Source organism: Micromonospora sp. NBC_00330, assembly GCF_036136635.1.
Classification (GTDB): domain Bacteria; phylum Actinomycetota; class Actinomycetes; order Mycobacteriales; family Micromonosporaceae; genus Micromonospora; species Micromonospora salmantinae.
The window spans coordinates 5,463,593-5,480,024 of record NZ_CP108012.1; the positions used below are offsets into that span (position 1 = coordinate 5,463,593).

Consider the following 16,432-nt stretch of genomic DNA (forward strand, 5'->3'; position numbering starts at 1 on the left):
CACCGTCACCACGGCACAGGGACCGTACCGCACCGCAATCGGGCCTGTCGATGCCTGTGGACAACGGCCGGGAGGTGCGGGTCAGCCCTTCCAGAGGGCGAGCATCATCGCCTCGACCGCGATCCGCGGCTTGACGTTCGCCTCGATCGCCGCACGGCAGGCGAGCACGGCCTCCAACCGGCGCAGCGCCCCCTCGGCGTCCCACTTCTGCGCGCCGGCACCGGCCAGCGCGGCAGTGTCGGTGTGCACCGGGGCGACGGGTGCGCGCAGCGCCATGGTGAGCGCGTCGCGGTAGAAGCCCGCGAGGTCGACCAGCGCCCGGTCGAGTGCGTCCCGCTGGGCGCGGGTGGCGCGGGACTTCTGCCGCTTCTCCAGCTCCTTGAGCTGCCCGGCAGCGCCTCGCATGGCACCGGCCGCGCCCCGGCCGGTGCCGCCCGCGCCGAGCGCGGTCTCCAGTGCCGCCCGCTCGGTCGTGTCGGCCTCGGTGACCGACGCCTCGGCCTCCGCCTCGGCCGCCTCGATCAGTGCGGACGCCGCGTCGAACGCCGCGCCGACACCTGTCAACCGGCGGGGCACCGCGAGCACCGCCTCGCGTCGTTTGCGGGCCTCCGGGTCGCGGGCCAGCCGGCGGGCCCGACCCACGTGGCCCTGCGCGGCCGCCGCCGCCCACTGCGCCACGTCGGGCGCGATGCCGTCCCGACGAACCAGCACCTCGGCCACCGCGGCGGCCGGCGGCTGCCGCAGGGGTACGACACGACAGCGCGACCGGATGGTCACCGAGATGTCGTCCGGGTGGGTGGACGGGGCGCAGAGCAGGAAGACCGTCCGCGGCGGGGGTTCCTCGATCGCCTTGAGCAGCGCGTTGCCGGCGGCCTCGGTGAGCCGGTCGGCGTCCTCGATGACCACCACCTGCCAGCGCCCGCCGGACGGGGTGCTGGCCGCGCGGAGCACCAGGGCGCGCATCTCGCCGACGCCGATGGAGAGCCCTTCCGGCACCACCATCCGCACGTCGGCGTTGGTGGCGCCCATCGTGGTGTGGCAGCCGGGGCACTCACCGCAGCCGGTGCCGTGCGCGCACTGGAGTGCGGCGGCGAACGCCCGTGCGGCGACCGAGCGGCCGGAGCCGGGAGGCCCGGTGAAGATCCACGCGTGCGTCATCCCGGTGGACGGGTCCACCGCGCCGGCCTGTGCGTCGTCGGCAGCTGACGCGTCACCGCTGGCCCTGCCGGCGGTGACCAACGCGGCCGCGCCAGCACGCAGCACGGCGGCGGCCGCGGCTGCGGCGCGCCGCAGCTCGACCACCGCCTCGTCCTGGCCGACGAGGTCGGCGAAGACGTCCGGCATCAGGTCTTGTGCTCCATCGTCACCAGCTCCGCGTCGGATAACTCAGGCTGCACCGAGGTGTCCGGGCCCTGCGCCGGCCGCGGGTGCACGATGCCGCCCGGCTTGCCGAGCATCTCCTCGACCCGCCGGACCACCAGCCCGGTGATCTCGTCGGCCGGCCGGGACGCGTCGAGCACCAGGTAGCGCTTCGGGTCGGCGGCGGCGAGGTCGAGGAACGCGTACCGGACGCGCTCGTGGAAGGCGACCGACTCGGCCTCCAGCCGGTCGGTGCCGGTGTTGCGCGAGGCCACCCGGGACAGACCGGTGCGCGGTTCGACGTCCAGCAGCACCACCAGGTCGGGCTTGAGCCCACCGGTGGCCCAGGAGGAGAGCCAGGAGACCTCGTCGACGGGCAGTGTCCGGCCGGCGCCCTGGTACGCCAGGGACGAGTCGACGTACCGGTCGCTGATCACCACGCCGCCCCGGACCAGCGCGGGCCGGACGACTGTGGCCACGTGGTGCGCCCGGTCGGCGGCGTAGAGCAGCGCCTCGGCCCGGGGGGAGGGCGCGTCGTCGCCGGAGGTGTCCAGCACCAGCGACCGGATGCGCCGGCCGACGCCGGTGGCCCCCGGCTCGCGGGTGACCACCACCTCTCGGCCGTGACCGCGCAGCCGCTCGGAGAGCGCGGTGAGCTGGGTGGACTTCCCCGCGCCCTCGCCGCCCTCGAAGACCACGAAGAGCCCGGCGGAGACGAACGGCTCGGCGGGCATCAGCGGACGGCCCCGGATGGAGCCCCACAGGTCGGCGAGGACCGGGACGCCCTTCTTGTCGTCCATCTGGCCGAACGCGCTGATCCCGGCGAAGATGCCGGCGGCACCGGCGGCGAGCAGCAGCAGTCGGGTGGAGGAGACGGAGATGCCGAGGTCGGCGATCTCCAGCTTGCGGGAGCCACCGACACCGACCAACACGCTGCTCAGCCCGATGGCCAGGATCAGCACCAGCCGGGTGCCGATCTGCACCACAGCGAAGACCCGGCCCCGCACCTCGTCGGCCACCTCGCCGCCCAGCAGCGTGGTGCCGGCCAGGAAGGCCATCCCGGCGCCGGCGCCGACCAGCACCGCGCCGACGATCGCCATGGACAGGTGGATGGCGAAGGCGAGGGTCATCACGGCGGCGCTGGCCAGCACGATGCTCATGCCGAACCAGCGACGCCGGGACATCTCCTTGACGACCATCGGGCCGAGCCCGATGCCGAGCGCCAGGCCGACGAAGATCGCGCCGAAGAGCAGTGAGAACGCGGCGTCGCCGGCGCCCAGCGAGTTGGCGAAGAACTTGGCGGTGCCGACCACGATGCCGCCGCCGGCGAACGCGCCGAAGATGCCCAGCACCAGGCCGCGGACGAGCGGGGTCTGACCGATGTACTTCCAACCCTCGGAGAACTGCCGGAACATGCTCTGCTCGGCACGCTCCGCCTCGCCGCGCTGCGCCTCGCTGATCTCCTTGATCCCGAATGCCACCACCAGTGCGGTGGCGAGCCGGGAGAAGGAGTTGAACCAGAGCGCGAGCTGGGCCGGCTCGGCCCAGGAGGGCAGGTCGCCGCCGACGGCACCACGGACGCCACGGTCGAGCACGGCAAGGCCGATGGCGGCGGCGACCGGCGTGAGGCCGTAGGTGGTGATCAGGGTGAGCTGGTTGGCAGCTTCCAGCCGGGCCCGCGGGATCAGGTTCGGGACCGCGGCCTCCTTGGCCGGGATCCAGAGCAGGGTGAGCGACTCGATCAGGAAGGTGGCGATCAGCGCCCAGCCGACCACCAGGCCGCCCGCGGCGCCACTGAGGGCGTAGAGCGGGATGGACGCGAAGAGCACGAAGCGCAGCAGGTCGCAGATGACCATCGTCCAGCGCCGGTCGAACCGGTCGGCGAAGACGCCGGCCACCGGGCCGAGCACCAGCGCGGGCAGCAGCCGGATCGCGGTGACCCCGCCGAACGCCGCGCCCTGGGCGGTGCTGCCCTGCACCTGCGAGGCGGCGAAGAGGGCGGTGGCCAACAGGCCGAGCCAGTCACCGAAGGAGGCCGCGCCGAGCACGATCCAGAGCCGTCGGAACGGCCGGATGCGCAGCACGGACCGGATCGCGGCATAACCGGACGGATCAACCTGACCGCCGTTGGGCTGCTGAGCGGCGTTGTCCGACTGGTCACCCGAGCGCGACACGCCGGGCGACTCGCCGCTGTTCTGGCTTTCGATGGCCGTACCTCCACGTGCCGGCCCATCGCTGGGCACCTCCGGTGCAACACTCTAGACCCGGCGGGGGCCACCCCCCGGGCAACATTCTCCTGCTCGCTGAGCCTAGGCCGCCGGAGGTACCGACCGCAGCCCGGACGTACGCGAGGGTATTTCGCATTCTCCGTCAGACAGTTAGCGTGCACACGTGGCCATCGAAAGCGACAAACTTCGCGAGCGCCTGGATCGGGCGACTGCCCACCTCGACCCCCCGTACGCGGTGGTCGACCTCACCGCCTTCGACGCCAATTCGGTCGCCTTGGCCGATCGCGCCGCGGGAAAACCGGTCCGCCTCGCCAGCAAGTCGGTCCGCAGCCGGGAGTTGATCAGTCGAGCACTCGCCCGGCCCGGCTGGCACGGCGTGATGGCCTTCACAGTGCCCGAGGCGATCTGGCTGGTCCGTGCCGGCGTCAGCGACGACGTGCTGGTCGCGTACCCGAGCGCGGACCGGGCCGCCCTCGCCGAGCTGGGCGCCGACCCGACGCTCGCCACCGCGATCACCCTGATGATCGACAGCACCGGCCAACTCGACCTCATCGACGCCGTCACGGCTCCGGGGCAGCGTGCCGAACTGCGGCTCTGCCTGGATCTGGACGCCTCCTGGCGACCGCTGCGCGGGCGGGTGCACGTCGGCGTCCGCCGCTCGCCGGTGCACAGCGCGCGGGCGGCCGGCGCGCTCGCCGCAGCCGTCGCCGGTCGGCCCGGCTTCCGGCTGGTCGGGCTGATGTCGTACGAGGCGCAGATCGCCGGCCTGGGTGACGCGCCGCCGGGCAAGACGCTGCTGGCCGGCGCGATCAGGCTGGCCCAGCGCGGGTCGTACCGCGAGTTGCTGGCCCGCCGTGGCGCGGCGGTCGCCGCGGTACGCGAGCACGCCGACCTGGAGTTCGTCAACGGCGGCGGCACCGGCAGCGTGGCCGCGACCAGCGCCGATCCCGCGGTAACCGAGGTCACCGCGGGATCGGGCCTGTACGGGCCGACGCTGTTCGACGCGTACCGCGCCTGGCGGCCCACCCCTGCGGCGTTCTTCGCCTGCGCGGTGGTCCGCCGACCGACGCCGGAGCTGGCGACGGTGCTCGGCGGTGGCTGGATCGCCTCCGGTCCGGCCGCCGACAGTCGACTGCCCCGGCCGTGGCTACCGGCGGGGCTGAAGCTGGTCGGCACCGAGGGCGCCGGCGAGGTGCAGACTCCACTGTCCGGAGCGGCGGCGGCCGGGCTGAGCGTCGGCGACCGGGTGTGGTTCCGGCACGCCAAGGCAGGTGAGCTGTGTGAACGGGTCAACGAGCTGCACCTGGTCGAGGGCGACGCGGTGGTGGCGACCGTCCCCACCTACCGGGGTGAGGGGCAGGCTTTCCTCTGAGACCGGACAGCCGCCCTCACCGCCGGCCGAGGCCCGCGCCGCACGCGGATTCAGGCGGGTTGGGGCGCCTCAGCCTGCTTGCCGATTGTGGACCGGCCGTTGTCCGGGCCGTCGACCTGGCGGTGCAGGTACTCCCGGATCAACGCCTTCGCCTCCAGCAGCACCCGCTCGTCGCCCTCGGGCTTCCGGCGGAACGCGAGCTTGATCAGCGCGTCCGCCGCCTCGACCGCGATCTCCAGCACGAAGCGCAGCTTGGGCACGTCGGTGAGCCCGAAACGCTCGGTGAGCACCCGGGCCAACTGGTCGGCGATCACGCCGTTGTTGTCCCGCTGCTCGTCGAGCAGGTGCAGGTCGACCACGTCGCCGAAGTGCAGGGTACGGAAGCCCGGGACGGTGCGGTGCATCGTGATGTACTCGTCGATGCCCGCGTCGACGCCGTCCCACCAGTGGGTCATCTCGTCGGAGGCGAACCGCTCGTCGAGGCGCTGGAGGTAGGACTCCATCGTCCGCAGGGTCAACGCCTGCACGATCGCCCGCTTGTCCGGAAAGAACTGGTAGACCGACCCGATCGCCACCTCGGCCCGCTCGGCGAGCAGGGTGGTGGTCAGCCCCTCGTACCCCACCTCGTCGACGAGTTCGGCGCAGGCATCCAACATGCGCTGTACCCGCGCGACACTTCGACCTTGCACCGGTACGCGGCGCAGCGGCCCGGTCGTGGCGGCTGGTGTGGACACTCTGCGCCACCCCCCTTCGACGGATGAACATATCTCCACGTCACGAGTCCGTGACTACCGGTACAACGAGCGGATCGCAATTGCGGTATTTACCAGCTAGAACGTTCCTGATATGAAGTCAGTTCATATTCATGAATGAGGAGTGCGCATGGTCCGCACCGCACCGCTCGGGGCTGGATGGTCCAACTGGGCCGGGAACCAGCGTGGCAGCGCCAGCGCGATCCTGCGCCCCGGCTCGCCGACCGACGTCGCAGAAGCCGTCCGATCTGCCGTGGCCGACGGCGCTCGGATCCGGGTGACGGGCAGCGGCCACTCGTTCACCGCCGTCGCGCTCGCCGACGACCGTCGGATGGACCTGTCCGACCTGGACACCATGGTCAGCGTGGACGTCGCACACCGATTGGTCACCGTTCCGGCGGGAATGACCCTGCACGCGCTCAACGGCCTGCTCGCCCGGCACGGCCTCGCGCTGCCCAACCTCGGCGACATCGACGCGCAGACCGTGGCCGGGGCCATCTCTACCGGCACCCACGGCACCGGAGCCGGCTACGGCTGCCTCTCCACCTTCGTCGAGGCGATCACAGTGGTCACCGGCACCGGCGAGGTTCTGCGCTGCTCCGCCGACGAGCATCCCGACGTCCTCGCCGCCGCCCGGGTGTCACTCGGCGCGCTCGGCGTCCTGGTCGAGGTGACCCTGCGCTGCGTGGACGCCTTCGTCCTGCGCGCCCACGAACGCCCGGCCGAGCTGGCCGGCGTGCTCGGCGAACTGCCCGAGCTGATCGGCCGGCACGACCACGTGGAGTTCTACTGGTTCCCGTACACGTCCCGGGTCCAGGTCAAGGCCAACGACCGGGTACCCGCCAACGACCGGCCGCTGTCCCGCTGGCGCGGCTGGGTGGACGACGACTTCCTGTCCAACCGGGTCTTCGCCGGCGCCTGCCGACTCGGCCGGGCCGTGCCCGCGCTGGCCCCGGGGATCAGCGCGGTCTCCGCCCGCGCCCTCACCGAACGCCAGTACACCGGACGCTCCGACCGGGTCTTCTGCACGCCGCGCCGGGTCCGCTTCGTGGAGATGGAGTACGGACTGCCCCGCGAGGCGTTGCCCGAGGCGCTCGCCGCGCTCCAGCGGATCGTGGACGGCCTGCCGTTCAAGGTGCTCTTTCCGGTGGAGGTGCGATTCACCGCCGCCGACGACATCTGGCTGTCGCACGGCTACGGCCGGGACAACGCCTACGTCGCCGTGCACCAGTACGTCGGCATGCCGTACGAGCCGTACTTCCGGGCCTTCGAGCAGATGGCCGCCGGGCTGGGCGGTCGCCCGCACTGGGGCAAGCTGCACTACCGCGACGCCGCCTCGCTGGCCACCGCGTACCCCCGCTTCGCGGACTTCCAGGCCGTTCGCGACCGGCTAGACCCCCACCGCGTCTTCACCAACCCCCACCTGAACCACGTCCTCGGGGTCTGACAGCTCCCGCCGGTGTGTGACCAGCGCTAGAGCGCCAGATCGGCAAGGTTCACCGCGTCGGCCATCGCCTCCGCGCCCCTGTCGTTCAGGTGCATGCCGTCGCCGCTGTCCAGCGCCGGGTGGATGTGGTCGGGGGCGTGCGGGTCCGCGACAGCGCGCGCCACGTCGAAGACGGCGTCGAAGGTGTCCGTCGTACGGATCCAGTCGTTCACCTCGCGTCGGGTGGCGAGGCCCGCCGGGGTGCTGATCTCCGGGCCGGCGCCTGCGAAGGGGCCGATGGTGGCGACGACGATCCGCAGACCGGCGCCGTGGGCGCGGTCGGCCAGCGCACGGAAGCCGTCGACGAGGGCGTCGGCGGTGACGGCCGGCTCGCCCAACATGACCGGAAGACCGAGGTCGTTGATACCGAAGTGGACCAGGACGTGGGTCAGGGCGGGGATGGAGAGAACGTCACTGTCGAAGCGCGCCAGCGCGTGTTCGCCGACGCCGTCGCGCAGGAGACGATTCCCGGCGATGCCCTGGTTGACCACCCACCCGCGCTTCAGACGCCGGTTGAGGACGTCGACCGAACGACGATTCGCGCTCGTCGTGGTGCCGACCCCTTCGAACCAGGAGTCGCCGAAGGCCACGGCGACGGCGGTGCCCCGGGGAGCGAGCACGTCGACGCCCGCGAGGTAGAACCGGGCCTCGACCTGCTCGGCCCCCGCCAGTACGGGCGACGTGACGTGATTGCCGTCGGCTATCCGGGCGACTTCGGCCGGTTTGTGCGAATGGGTGGCCAGACCGGTCCGCTCGGGAAGGTGGAGGCTCAGCACCAGGTCCGTGCCGGCCGCGACGGGGATGTCCACCGGGTCGGTGACAGCCTCCTCACCCGCCGGGATGACGTGGCGCTCCGCGCCGTCGACGGTGAGAGCGACCCACTGGTCACCGACGGCGACAGTGGCAGCCCCGATGGTCAACGGAGTGCGGCCGTAGCGGTTCGTCAGCCGTACCCGGAAGGCCTCCCCGCCGCCGGCCAGGTGCAGCACCTGACGAATGGTCTGGTCGGCGAAGCCACGGGGTTCGCTGAACTGGAGCCGCTCGTACGGGCTGAGCACCCCGGTACGGAAACCGGCGGTCCAGATCATGGCTGGTCCAGGTCGGTGGTGGTGCCCTCCTCCATGCTGATCACCGAATCGATCAGGGAGAAGAACGTCTGGATGCCGGGCAGGTTGGCCCCCCGGCGGCGGGATTCGGCGTAGTCCTCGGACGAGCCCCAGAAGACGATGTCCAACCACTCGTCGGCAGCCAGCCGGATCAGTCGCGCGTCGAGGAAGCCGCCACGATCGGCCTGGAAGTCGCGCAGCATCGCCGGCCGCGCGGCCAGCAGGGCGTCCGCGCGCTCGGCGGGGACGCGAAAGCGGGTGATTTCGACTGTGGTCATCGTGCCTCGATCCGTTCGGGTGGGAAGCCGTTGACGCCCAGCATCAGCCGGAGCTGGGTCAGGAGGACATCGCGGAAGTCCGCGGGTACCGGCATGGGGTGGTGCTGGACCCGGGAGATGATCAGACCGGCCAGCGCCGAGAGCAGAAGGTCCGTCATTGCCTCGGCGTCGTGGGCCAGCGTGAACGCACCCAGGGCGGCGCCCTCCCGGACGGCGGCCAGGAAGGGCGCCCGGTACCGCTCCTGCACTGTGGCGCTGTAGTCGCGCAGCTCGTCGTCGCGCATCGCGGAGCGCCAGAACTCCACAAGCACCTGCCGGGTCTGCTCCGAGTTGTGCAAACTCCGGTCGACGAGCGCGACGAGTCGTCGCCACGGATCGTCCTCGGCGGCGGAGACGGCCCGCAGGGCCTCCACCTCCCGGTCGGTGAACACCTGCATGGCCTCGATGATCATGTCTTCGCGGGAGCCGAAGTAGGTCTGGAGGGTGCTGATCGCGACCCCGCCGGCCGCGGACACGTCCGTGAAGCGGGTGTTCTCGTACCCGCGGGTCGCCAGCACGCCTGCCACGGCGTCGAGAACGGCGTCCCGCTTCTCTCCGCCCGCACGCCTCTTGCGGATAATCGGCATGGCCATACGGTACGGCGGTACCGGCGAAACAGCGAAGGACCAGCCTCTCGCGTGACCCGAAACACCGCAAAATAGATCTTGGACAGTTTCCGTCTTGCCTGAACGGAAACTGTCCAAGATCTGGAGCGTCGGAACAGCGCCACCCGACGGATCAGACGGCGCGAAGGGCTACTCGGTGCTGGTCGCGGCCTTGCGCGGGGCGGCCTTCTTCGCCGGAGCCTTCTTCGCCGCCGTCGCCTTGGCCGTGGTGGTCTTCTTCGCGGCAGTGGACTTGCTGGCGGCGGCCGTCTTCTTGGTGGCCGTGGCCTTCTTCGCGGGCGCCTTCTTCGCCGCCGCCTTCTTCCGCGGCGCCGGACCCTTCGCCCGCTTCTCGGCCAACATCTCGGACGCTTCCTCGATGGTCAGCGCCTCCGGCGTCTGCCCGCGCCGCAGCGACGCGTTGAACTCCCCGTCGGTCACGTACGGGCCGAACCGGCCGTCCTTGATCACCAACGGCTTCTCGGTCGCCGGGTCGACGCCCATCTCGCGCAGCGGCGGTGCCGCGGCTCGCCGTCCACGGGCCTTCGGGGCGGCCAGCAGAGCCAGCGCCTCGTCCAGACCGACGGTGAACATCTGGTCCTCGGACTCCAGCGAACGGAACTCCTCGCCCCGCTTGACGTACGGGCCGTAGCGACCGTTGTTCGCGAAGACCTCGACGCCGTCCGGCGCGACACCGATCAGCCGGGGAAGGCTGAGCAGCTTGAGCGCCTCCTCCAGGGTCAGCGAGTCCGGGGTCTGCGTACGCAGCAGCGACGACTTCCGCTCGCCGCTGGACACGTACGGGCCGAACCGGCCGGACTTGAGCACGATCGGCTCGCCGGTGCCGGGGTCGTCGCCGAGCTTGCGCTCGCCGCTGCCGCCCAGGAACAGCTCGTGCACCTTCTCCGGGGTCAGCTCGTCCGGGGCCAGGCCCTCGGGGATCGGCGCCCGGTCACCCTGGGTGCCACCCTCCTCGCCCTCACCCGTTGCCGGTGCCGGCTGCTCGCCGCCGGGCAGCTCCCGTTGCAGGTACGGCCCGTAGCGGCCGACCCGCACGACGACCTCGCGGCCGTCGTCGTCGGTGAAGAGCGGGATGGAGTTGACGCTGCGGGCGTCGATGTCGCTGAGGTTCTCGGTGACCAGCTTCTTGAGCCCGCCGGAACGGGCGATGTCCTGGTCGCCGGCACCGTTGGAGCTGCCGAAGTAGAACGCCGTGAGGAAGTCGACGGCCGCGTGGTCGCCGCCGGCGATCTCGTCCAGCTCGTTCTCCATGGTGGCGGTGAAGTCGTAGTCGATCAGGCGGGGGTAGTGCTGCTCCATCAGCCCGATCACCGCGAAGGCCAGGAACGTCGGGATCATCGCCTGGCCGCGCTTGGTGACGTACCCCCGGTCCTGGATCGTCTGCATGATCGACGCGTAGGTGGACGGGCGACCGATGCCCAGCTCTTCCAGGGCCTTGACCAGCGACGCTTCCGTGTAGCGCGACGGCGGCTGGGTGTGGTGGCCCTGCGCGGCCAGCTCGTCGGCGGTCAGCGGCTGGTCCTTGACCAGGGTGGGCAGCCGGCGCTCGGCGTCCTCGGCCTCGGCGTTCTCGTCGTCGCTCGACTCGACGTAGGCGCGCAGGAAGCCCGGGTCCGTGATGGTCTTGCCGGTCGCGCCGAAGTCGGCTTCCTCCTGCGAGGTGGAGACCGCCCGGATGCGCACCGACACGCTGGAGCCGACCGCGTCGGTCATCTGCGAGGCGATGGTGCGCCGCCAGATCAGCTCGTAGAGCTTGAACTCCTCGGCGGACAACTCCTTGGCCACCTCGCCCGGGGTACGGAAGTTGTCCCCCGCCGGGCGGATCGCCTCGTGCGCCTCCTGCGCGTTCTTCACCTTGCCGGTGTAGCGGCGCGGCTCCGGCGGAACGCTGCGCTCGCCGTACAGCTCGACGATCTGTCGGCGGGCCGCCGAGATGGCGGTCTCCGACAGGTTGACCGAGTCGGTACGCATATAGGTGATGTAGCCGTTCTCGTACAGGCGCTGCGCGGTGCGCATCGTCTGCTGCGAGGACAGGCGCAGCTTGCGAGCCGCCTCCTGCTGGAGGGTCGAGGTGATGAACGGCGCGTACGGGCGACGGCGGTAGGGCTTCTCCTCGACGCGGGTGACGGTGAACGGCCGCCCCTCCAGCCGGGCCGCGAGACCACGGGCGCCGCTCTCGTCGAGGTGCACGACACCGGCGCCGGGCTTCACCCGACCGGTGGTCGGCTCGAAGTCCTTACCGGTGGCGATCCGGTCACCGTTGAGCGCGATGAGCGTGGCGTTGAACGCACGCGGGCCCTCACCGGCGTTGGCCACCGCGAGGGTGGCCAGGATGTCCCAGTATTCGGCGGTGCGGAAGGCCATCCGCTGCCGCTCCCGCTCGACCACGATGCGGGTCGCCACGGACTGCACCCGGCCTGCCGAGAGCCGCGGCATGACCTTCTTCCACAGCACCGGGGAGACCTCGTAGCCGTACAGGCGGTCGAGGATCCGGCGCGCCTCCTGGGCGTCGACCAGATCGCGGTCGATCTCCCGGGGGTTGGCCACCGCCGCCTGGATCGCCGGCTTGGTGATCTCGTGGAAGACCATCCGCTTGACCGGGACCTTGGGCTTGAGCGTCTCGACCAGGTGCCAGGCGATGGCCTCGCCCTCGCGGTCCTCATCCGTCGCCAGGAAGATCTCGTCGACTTCCTTGGCCAGCTTCACCAGCTTGCTGATCTGCTGCTTACGGTCGGCGGAGACGACGTAGAGCGCCTGGAAGCCGTTGTCGACGTCCACCCCGAGCCGGGCCCAGGGTTCCTTCTTGTACTTGGCCGGCACGTCGGCGGCGTTGCGCGGCAGGTCGCGGACGTGACCGAAGCTGGCCTCCACGACGTACCCCGGGCCAAGGTAGCCCGAGATCGTCTTGGCCTTCGCCGGTGACTCGACGATGACCAGACGGGTGGTTCCAGCGTTGCTCGGCACGTCTCTCCCCGACCTCACTCCTGCTCGTGGTCTGCCGGCGCCCGGACAGCGACCGCTTTCGACCCCGCCGTCGCACCGGCGGTCCGGATGTCCAACGTAACGCGCCGCCCGCGTTTCGGGTTTCGCGGGCCGCAAACCGCTTCGACGCGGCTGTCGACGCCGCCCCGCCGCGCTCGGCACTGCCGGACGGCGCCACCGTACACCGTGGGTAGGGCTCGAAGCGGGTCACTGTGACGATGGCGGGCCCATGACCGAGGTGCGAGCCGCCCGTTTTCCGCCTGGATCGACCCGCCGGCTGTCCGGCACCGGACACCCGGCCGGCACACCCCCGGGCCGCCGCCCAACCCCGTCGATCATGGACTTATGGTGGGCGTTTTAACCCCGGACGAGCAATACGTCCCCCAGCACAACTCCATGATCGACCCGGTGAAGGTGCAGTGGATCAGGTTGGCCAGGCTTCGGGCGGCGCCAAGTTCGGCGCTCCGCCCACCAGCTCGGCGAGTCGCGCCAACCGGCGGCGGCCGGCGATCCGGTACGCCGGGCCGCCCTCGGCCGGGCCGAGCAGCGTCCCAGCCAGCCCCGCCGAGGCGAGCGCCACGCCGATCGGCTCCCAACACTCCTGGTCGTCGGCGCCCAGCCGCAACAGGAAGCAGTCCGGAGGCTCCGGCGTCCCGGCGGCGGCGAGCCACAGCCGCAGCCGCCGGCCGGTCAGGTGAAACGCGGCCGGTGGGCGTTTCGTCGTACCGTGCAGCCAGGCGGCCGCGAGCGGCTTCAAGACCCGGGTGTACGACGTACGAACGGCGTGTCGCGCGCCCTCGGTCGGCTCCCAGCTCGCCGCCAACCCGCGCGACGCCAGTTCGGCGACGAGCACGTGCACCCGCCAGGCGGCGTCCACCTGCACCGAGAGCCGGGCGGTGCCGCCCATCCGGACCACCTCACCCGGCCCGGCGAGCAGCCCGGCCAGGTCGGCGACTGTCGGTTCGGCCGCGTCCGCGCCGAAGAAGACGAGTTGTCGGCCCGCGTCGTCGGTCTGGGGCGGGCTGTTCTGCACCGAGCCGTCCTGCGACGGGCGGATCTGCGGCGCGCCGCCGCGGCGTCGCCCGGGAGTGGGCGTGTCGGACTCGGGCGCGGGGAACAGCGCCGGGGGCGGCTGCGCCTTCCCGGTGTCACCGAGCCCGCTCAGCGACACTCCGGCACCTCGTCGAATGCCTGTTTCAACTCCTCGGAGTTGAGCTTGCTGGTGTCCAGCGCGCTGGCGTCGTACTCCTTGTTGAGGGTCGCCACGGCGGCCCGCACGCCGTCGTAGAAGACCGTCGGCTCGCCGGTGCCCAGGCCGTCGATGGTGTCCCGGGCGCGACCGTACGCGTCCCGCATCTTCCCCAGGGAGCTACGGAAACCCGCGGAGATGGCTTCGCCGTTCTCCGCCTCCGGGATGCCCGCCTTCTCCACCTTGCGGCGCGCGGCCTCGCTGGCCTGCTCCGCCCCGTCGAAGAGCCGCACCAGGTTCTCCTTGGCCTGCGCCGGCGTGGTCTGCGCGGTCATCTGCTCGTCGGTGCTGCTGGTCAGCTTGTTGATCTCGGAGCGCCACGGGGTGAGGGCGCCGCAGACCGAGGCCGCCCAGGCCCGTGGGCTGGGACCCCCGCCGCAGCCGGCCAGGACGACGATCGTGGCCAGGACCACCGTGAGCTTTCCGGCGGCAGACGCCCGGCACGTACGCATGCGTTGCAGCGTACGGCCTTTGGCCAGGTGTGGCATCGGGCCGGACGGCCGGGGTCCCCGGTCGACGGGCTACGTCGACCGGGGACCCCGGGCCGTTGGTGGATCAGGCGTTGACCGTCTCCGGGCGGTGATCGGTGCTGCCCGCGCCGGTGTTGCCATCGGCGTCCGAGTCGGACATCGCGATGCCCTTGCGCTTGCTGAACACCACCGACGCCACGATGATCAGCGTCGCGACCAGCGCGATGCCGAGCCGCAGGCCGACGTTGCGCTCGTCGCCGACGCTCCAGGCCACCACGGCGGGAGCGATCAGCAGCGAGACCAGGTTCATCACCTTGATCAGCGGGTTGATCGCCGGGCCGGCGGTGTCCTTGAACGGGTCGCCGACGGTGTCGCCGATGACAGTGGCGGCGTGCGACTCGGAGCCCTTGCCGCCGTACGCGCCGTCCTCGACCAGCTTCTTGGCGTTGTCCCAGGCCCCACCGGAGTTGGACAGGAACACCGCCATCAGGGTGCCGGCACCGATCGCACCGGCCAGGTACGCCGCGAGCGCGCCGGGCCCGAGGCCGAAGCCGACAGCGATCGGCGCCAGGATGGCGAGCAGGCCGGGGGTCATCAGTTCGCGCTGCGCGTCCCGGGTGCAGATGTCGACGACCTTGCCGTACTCCGGGCGCTGGGTGCCGTCCATGATGCCGGGCAGCTCACGGAACTGCCGGCGGACCTCCATCACCACGGCACCGGCCGAGCGGGACACCGCGTTGATGGCCAGCCCGGAGAAGAGGAAGACCACCGCCGCGCCGATGATCAGGCCGACCAGGTTGCGCGGGTTCGCCACGTTCAGCGCGTTGAGGATCTCGTTGCCGACGTCGCCCACGCCGGCCGTCGCGTAGGCGCTGCTGAGCGTGTCGGTGTACGAGCCGAACAGCGCGGTCGCGGCGAGCACCGCGGTGGCGATCGCGATGCCCTTGGTGATCGCCTTGGTGGTGTTGCCGACCGCGTCCAGCTCGGTCAGCGTGCGCGCGCCGTGCTCGTCGATGTCGCCGGACATCTCGGCGATGCCCTGGGCGTTGTCGGAGATCGGCCCGAAGGTGTCCATCGCGACGATCACGCCGACCGTGGTGAGCAGGCCGGTGCCGGCCAGTGCCACAGCGAACAGCGACAGCGTGATGGAGGTGCCACCGAGGAGGAAGGCGCCGAAGACGCCGGCGCCGATCAGCAGCGCCGAGTAGACAGCCGACTCCAGGCCGATGCTGATGCCGGCCAGGATCACCGTCGCCGCACCGGTCTGCGAGCTCTTGCCGATGTCCTGCACCGGTCGCCGGTTGGTCTCGGTGAAGTAGCCGGTCAGCGCCTGGATCGCGGCGGCCAGCACGATGCCGATGACGACAGCGCCGATGGCCACCAGTCGCGGATTTCCGCTGGCGGTGGTGAGACCGTCCTCGAACTCGCCGAAGGTCGCCGGCAGGTACGCGTAGGCGGCGATGGCCACCAGCACCGCGGAGAGCACCGCCGAGAGGTAGAAGGCCCTGTTGATAGCGGTCAGGGCGTTGCGGTCGGAGGCGCGCAGGCGGGTGATGAAGACGCCGACCATCGCGATCAGCACGCCGATGGTGGAGATGATCAGCGGGAAGACCAGGCCCTGCTCGCCGAAGGCGGCGCGGCCGAGGATCAGCGCGGCAACCAGCGTGACCGCGTACGACTCGAACAGGTCGGCGGCCATGCCGGCGCAGTCACCGACGTTGTCGCCCACGTTGTCGGCGATGGTGGCGGCGTTGCGGGGGTCGTCCTCGGGGATGCCCTGCTCGACCTTGCCGACCAGGTCGGCGCCGACGTCGGCGGCCTTGGTGAAGATGCCGCCGCCGACCCGCATGAACATCGCGAGCAGCGCGGCGCCGAAGCCGAAGCCCTCCAGCACCGTGGGCGCGTCACCCCGGTAGACGAGGACGACCAGCGCCGCACCGAAGAGGCCGAGGCCGACGGTGAGGAAGCCGACGACGCCGCCGGTCCGGAATGCGATCTTCATGGCGGCCTCGCGGCCGCCTACTCGCTCCCGTGCGGCGGCGGCCACGCGCAGGTTGGCGCGGGTGGCCAGCCACATGCCGGCGCCGCCGATGAACGCGCTGAACAGGGCGCCCACCACGAAGAAGAGCGAGCGGCCGATCTTCACAGCCAACTCACTGCCGTCGGTGTCGTGCACCGGAAGCAGGAAGAGCAGCACGACGGCGACGACGACGAAGATCGCCAGGGTGCGGAATTGCCGGAGCAGGTAGGCGGAGGCGCCCTCCTGGACCGCCCCCGAGATCTCCTGCATTTTCTCGGTGCCCTTACCAGCGGCCAGCACCGTTTTCGTCAGGGCGGCAGCGAAACCGAGTGCCACCAGCGCGACAACCGCGGCGATGACGACGTAGGTGACATTGCTTCCGGTAAGGGAAAGCCCGCCGCCGTCGGCGGCCAAGGTCCCGGACATCTGTGTCCTCCTGTTACCGAACAATCGCGCCGGTGAGTG

General features: G+C 71.3%; 12 protein-coding genes. 2 read left to right on the forward strand and 10 right to left on the reverse strand.

The window, feature by feature from the left end; genetic code table 11:
- Positions 1-81: 81 nt before the first annotated feature.
- Both OG598_RS24760 and tmk read right to left on the reverse strand, forming a co-directional pair.
- Entirely contained in the window at positions 82-1,344 is a 1,263-nt protein-coding gene (locus OG598_RS24760) for a DNA polymerase III subunit delta' (protein WP_328651298.1), read from the reverse strand.
- The gene (gene tmk / locus OG598_RS24765; protein WP_112677647.1) at positions 1,344-3,443 is read right to left on the reverse strand and encodes a dTMP kinase; all 2,100 of its coding nucleotides are present in this window, start codon (positions 3,441-3,443) and stop codon (positions 1,344-1,346) included. Before tmk ends, OG598_RS24760 begins: the two co-directional genes overlap by 1 nt.
- Positions 3,444-3,750: 307 nt before the next feature.
- Here tmk and OG598_RS24770 point away from each other — a divergent pair, with 307 nt between their 5' ends.
- A complete protein-coding gene (locus OG598_RS24770) occupies positions 3,751-4,959 on the forward strand; it encodes an amino acid deaminase/aldolase (protein ID WP_328651299.1) in 1,209 nt (402 codons plus the stop codon).
- 50 nt (positions 4,960-5,009) lie between these two features.
- Here OG598_RS24770 and OG598_RS24775 read toward each other — a convergent pair whose 3' ends face one another.
- On the reverse strand, positions 5,010-5,615 hold the full coding sequence (locus tag OG598_RS24775; RefSeq protein WP_328651300.1) for a TetR family transcriptional regulator: 606 nt from the start codon (positions 5,613-5,615) through the stop codon (positions 5,010-5,012).
- 226 nt (positions 5,616-5,841) lie between these two features.
- Here OG598_RS24775 and OG598_RS24780 point away from each other — a divergent pair, with 226 nt between their 5' ends.
- The gene (locus OG598_RS24780) at positions 5,842-7,158 is read left to right on the forward strand and encodes a D-arabinono-1,4-lactone oxidase (RefSeq protein ID WP_328651301.1); all 1,317 of its coding nucleotides are present in this window, start codon (positions 5,842-5,844) and stop codon (positions 7,156-7,158) included.
- 26 nt (positions 7,159-7,184) lie between these two features.
- Here the strand turns inward: OG598_RS24780 and OG598_RS24785 are convergent, their stop codons facing one another.
- The 7 genes from OG598_RS24785 to OG598_RS24815 form a co-directional block, all read right to left on the reverse strand.
- Complete coding sequence (locus OG598_RS24785; protein ID WP_328651302.1) at positions 7,185-8,285, reverse strand: GDSL-type esterase/lipase family protein; 1,101 nt, start codon at positions 8,283-8,285, stop codon at positions 7,185-7,187.
- Positions 8,282-8,581, reverse strand: a complete 300-nt coding sequence (locus OG598_RS24790) for a hypothetical protein (RefSeq protein WP_328651303.1) — start codon at positions 8,579-8,581, stop codon at positions 8,282-8,284. Before OG598_RS24790 ends, OG598_RS24785 begins: the two co-directional genes overlap by 4 nt.
- The gene (locus OG598_RS24795) at positions 8,578-9,207 is read right to left on the reverse strand and encodes a TetR/AcrR family transcriptional regulator (protein ID WP_328651304.1); all 630 of its coding nucleotides are present in this window, start codon (positions 9,205-9,207) and stop codon (positions 8,578-8,580) included. The genes OG598_RS24790 and OG598_RS24795 overlap by 4 nt, the downstream gene beginning before the upstream one ends.
- Before the next feature lie 168 nt (positions 9,208-9,375).
- On the reverse strand, positions 9,376-12,210 hold the full coding sequence (topA, locus tag OG598_RS24800) for a type I DNA topoisomerase (RefSeq protein WP_328651305.1): 2,835 nt from the start codon (positions 12,208-12,210) through the stop codon (positions 9,376-9,378).
- A 442-nt stretch (positions 12,211-12,652) separates the two neighbouring features.
- Positions 12,653-13,399, reverse strand: coding sequence for a hypothetical protein (locus tag OG598_RS24805; protein ID WP_442931365.1), 747 nt, complete (start codon positions 13,397-13,399; stop codon positions 12,653-12,655).
- Positions 13,390-13,929, reverse strand: coding sequence for a hypothetical protein (locus tag OG598_RS24810; RefSeq protein WP_328651306.1), 540 nt, complete (start codon positions 13,927-13,929; stop codon positions 13,390-13,392). Before OG598_RS24810 ends, OG598_RS24805 begins: the two co-directional genes overlap by 10 nt.
- A 103-nt stretch (positions 13,930-14,032) precedes the next feature.
- Positions 14,033-16,393 carry a sodium-translocating pyrophosphatase gene (locus OG598_RS24815; protein WP_328651307.1) on the reverse strand — a complete coding sequence of 787 codons (2,361 nt, stop codon included), beginning with the start codon at positions 16,391-16,393 and terminating at the stop codon, positions 14,033-14,035.
- Positions 16,394-16,432 lie beyond the last annotated feature (39 nt).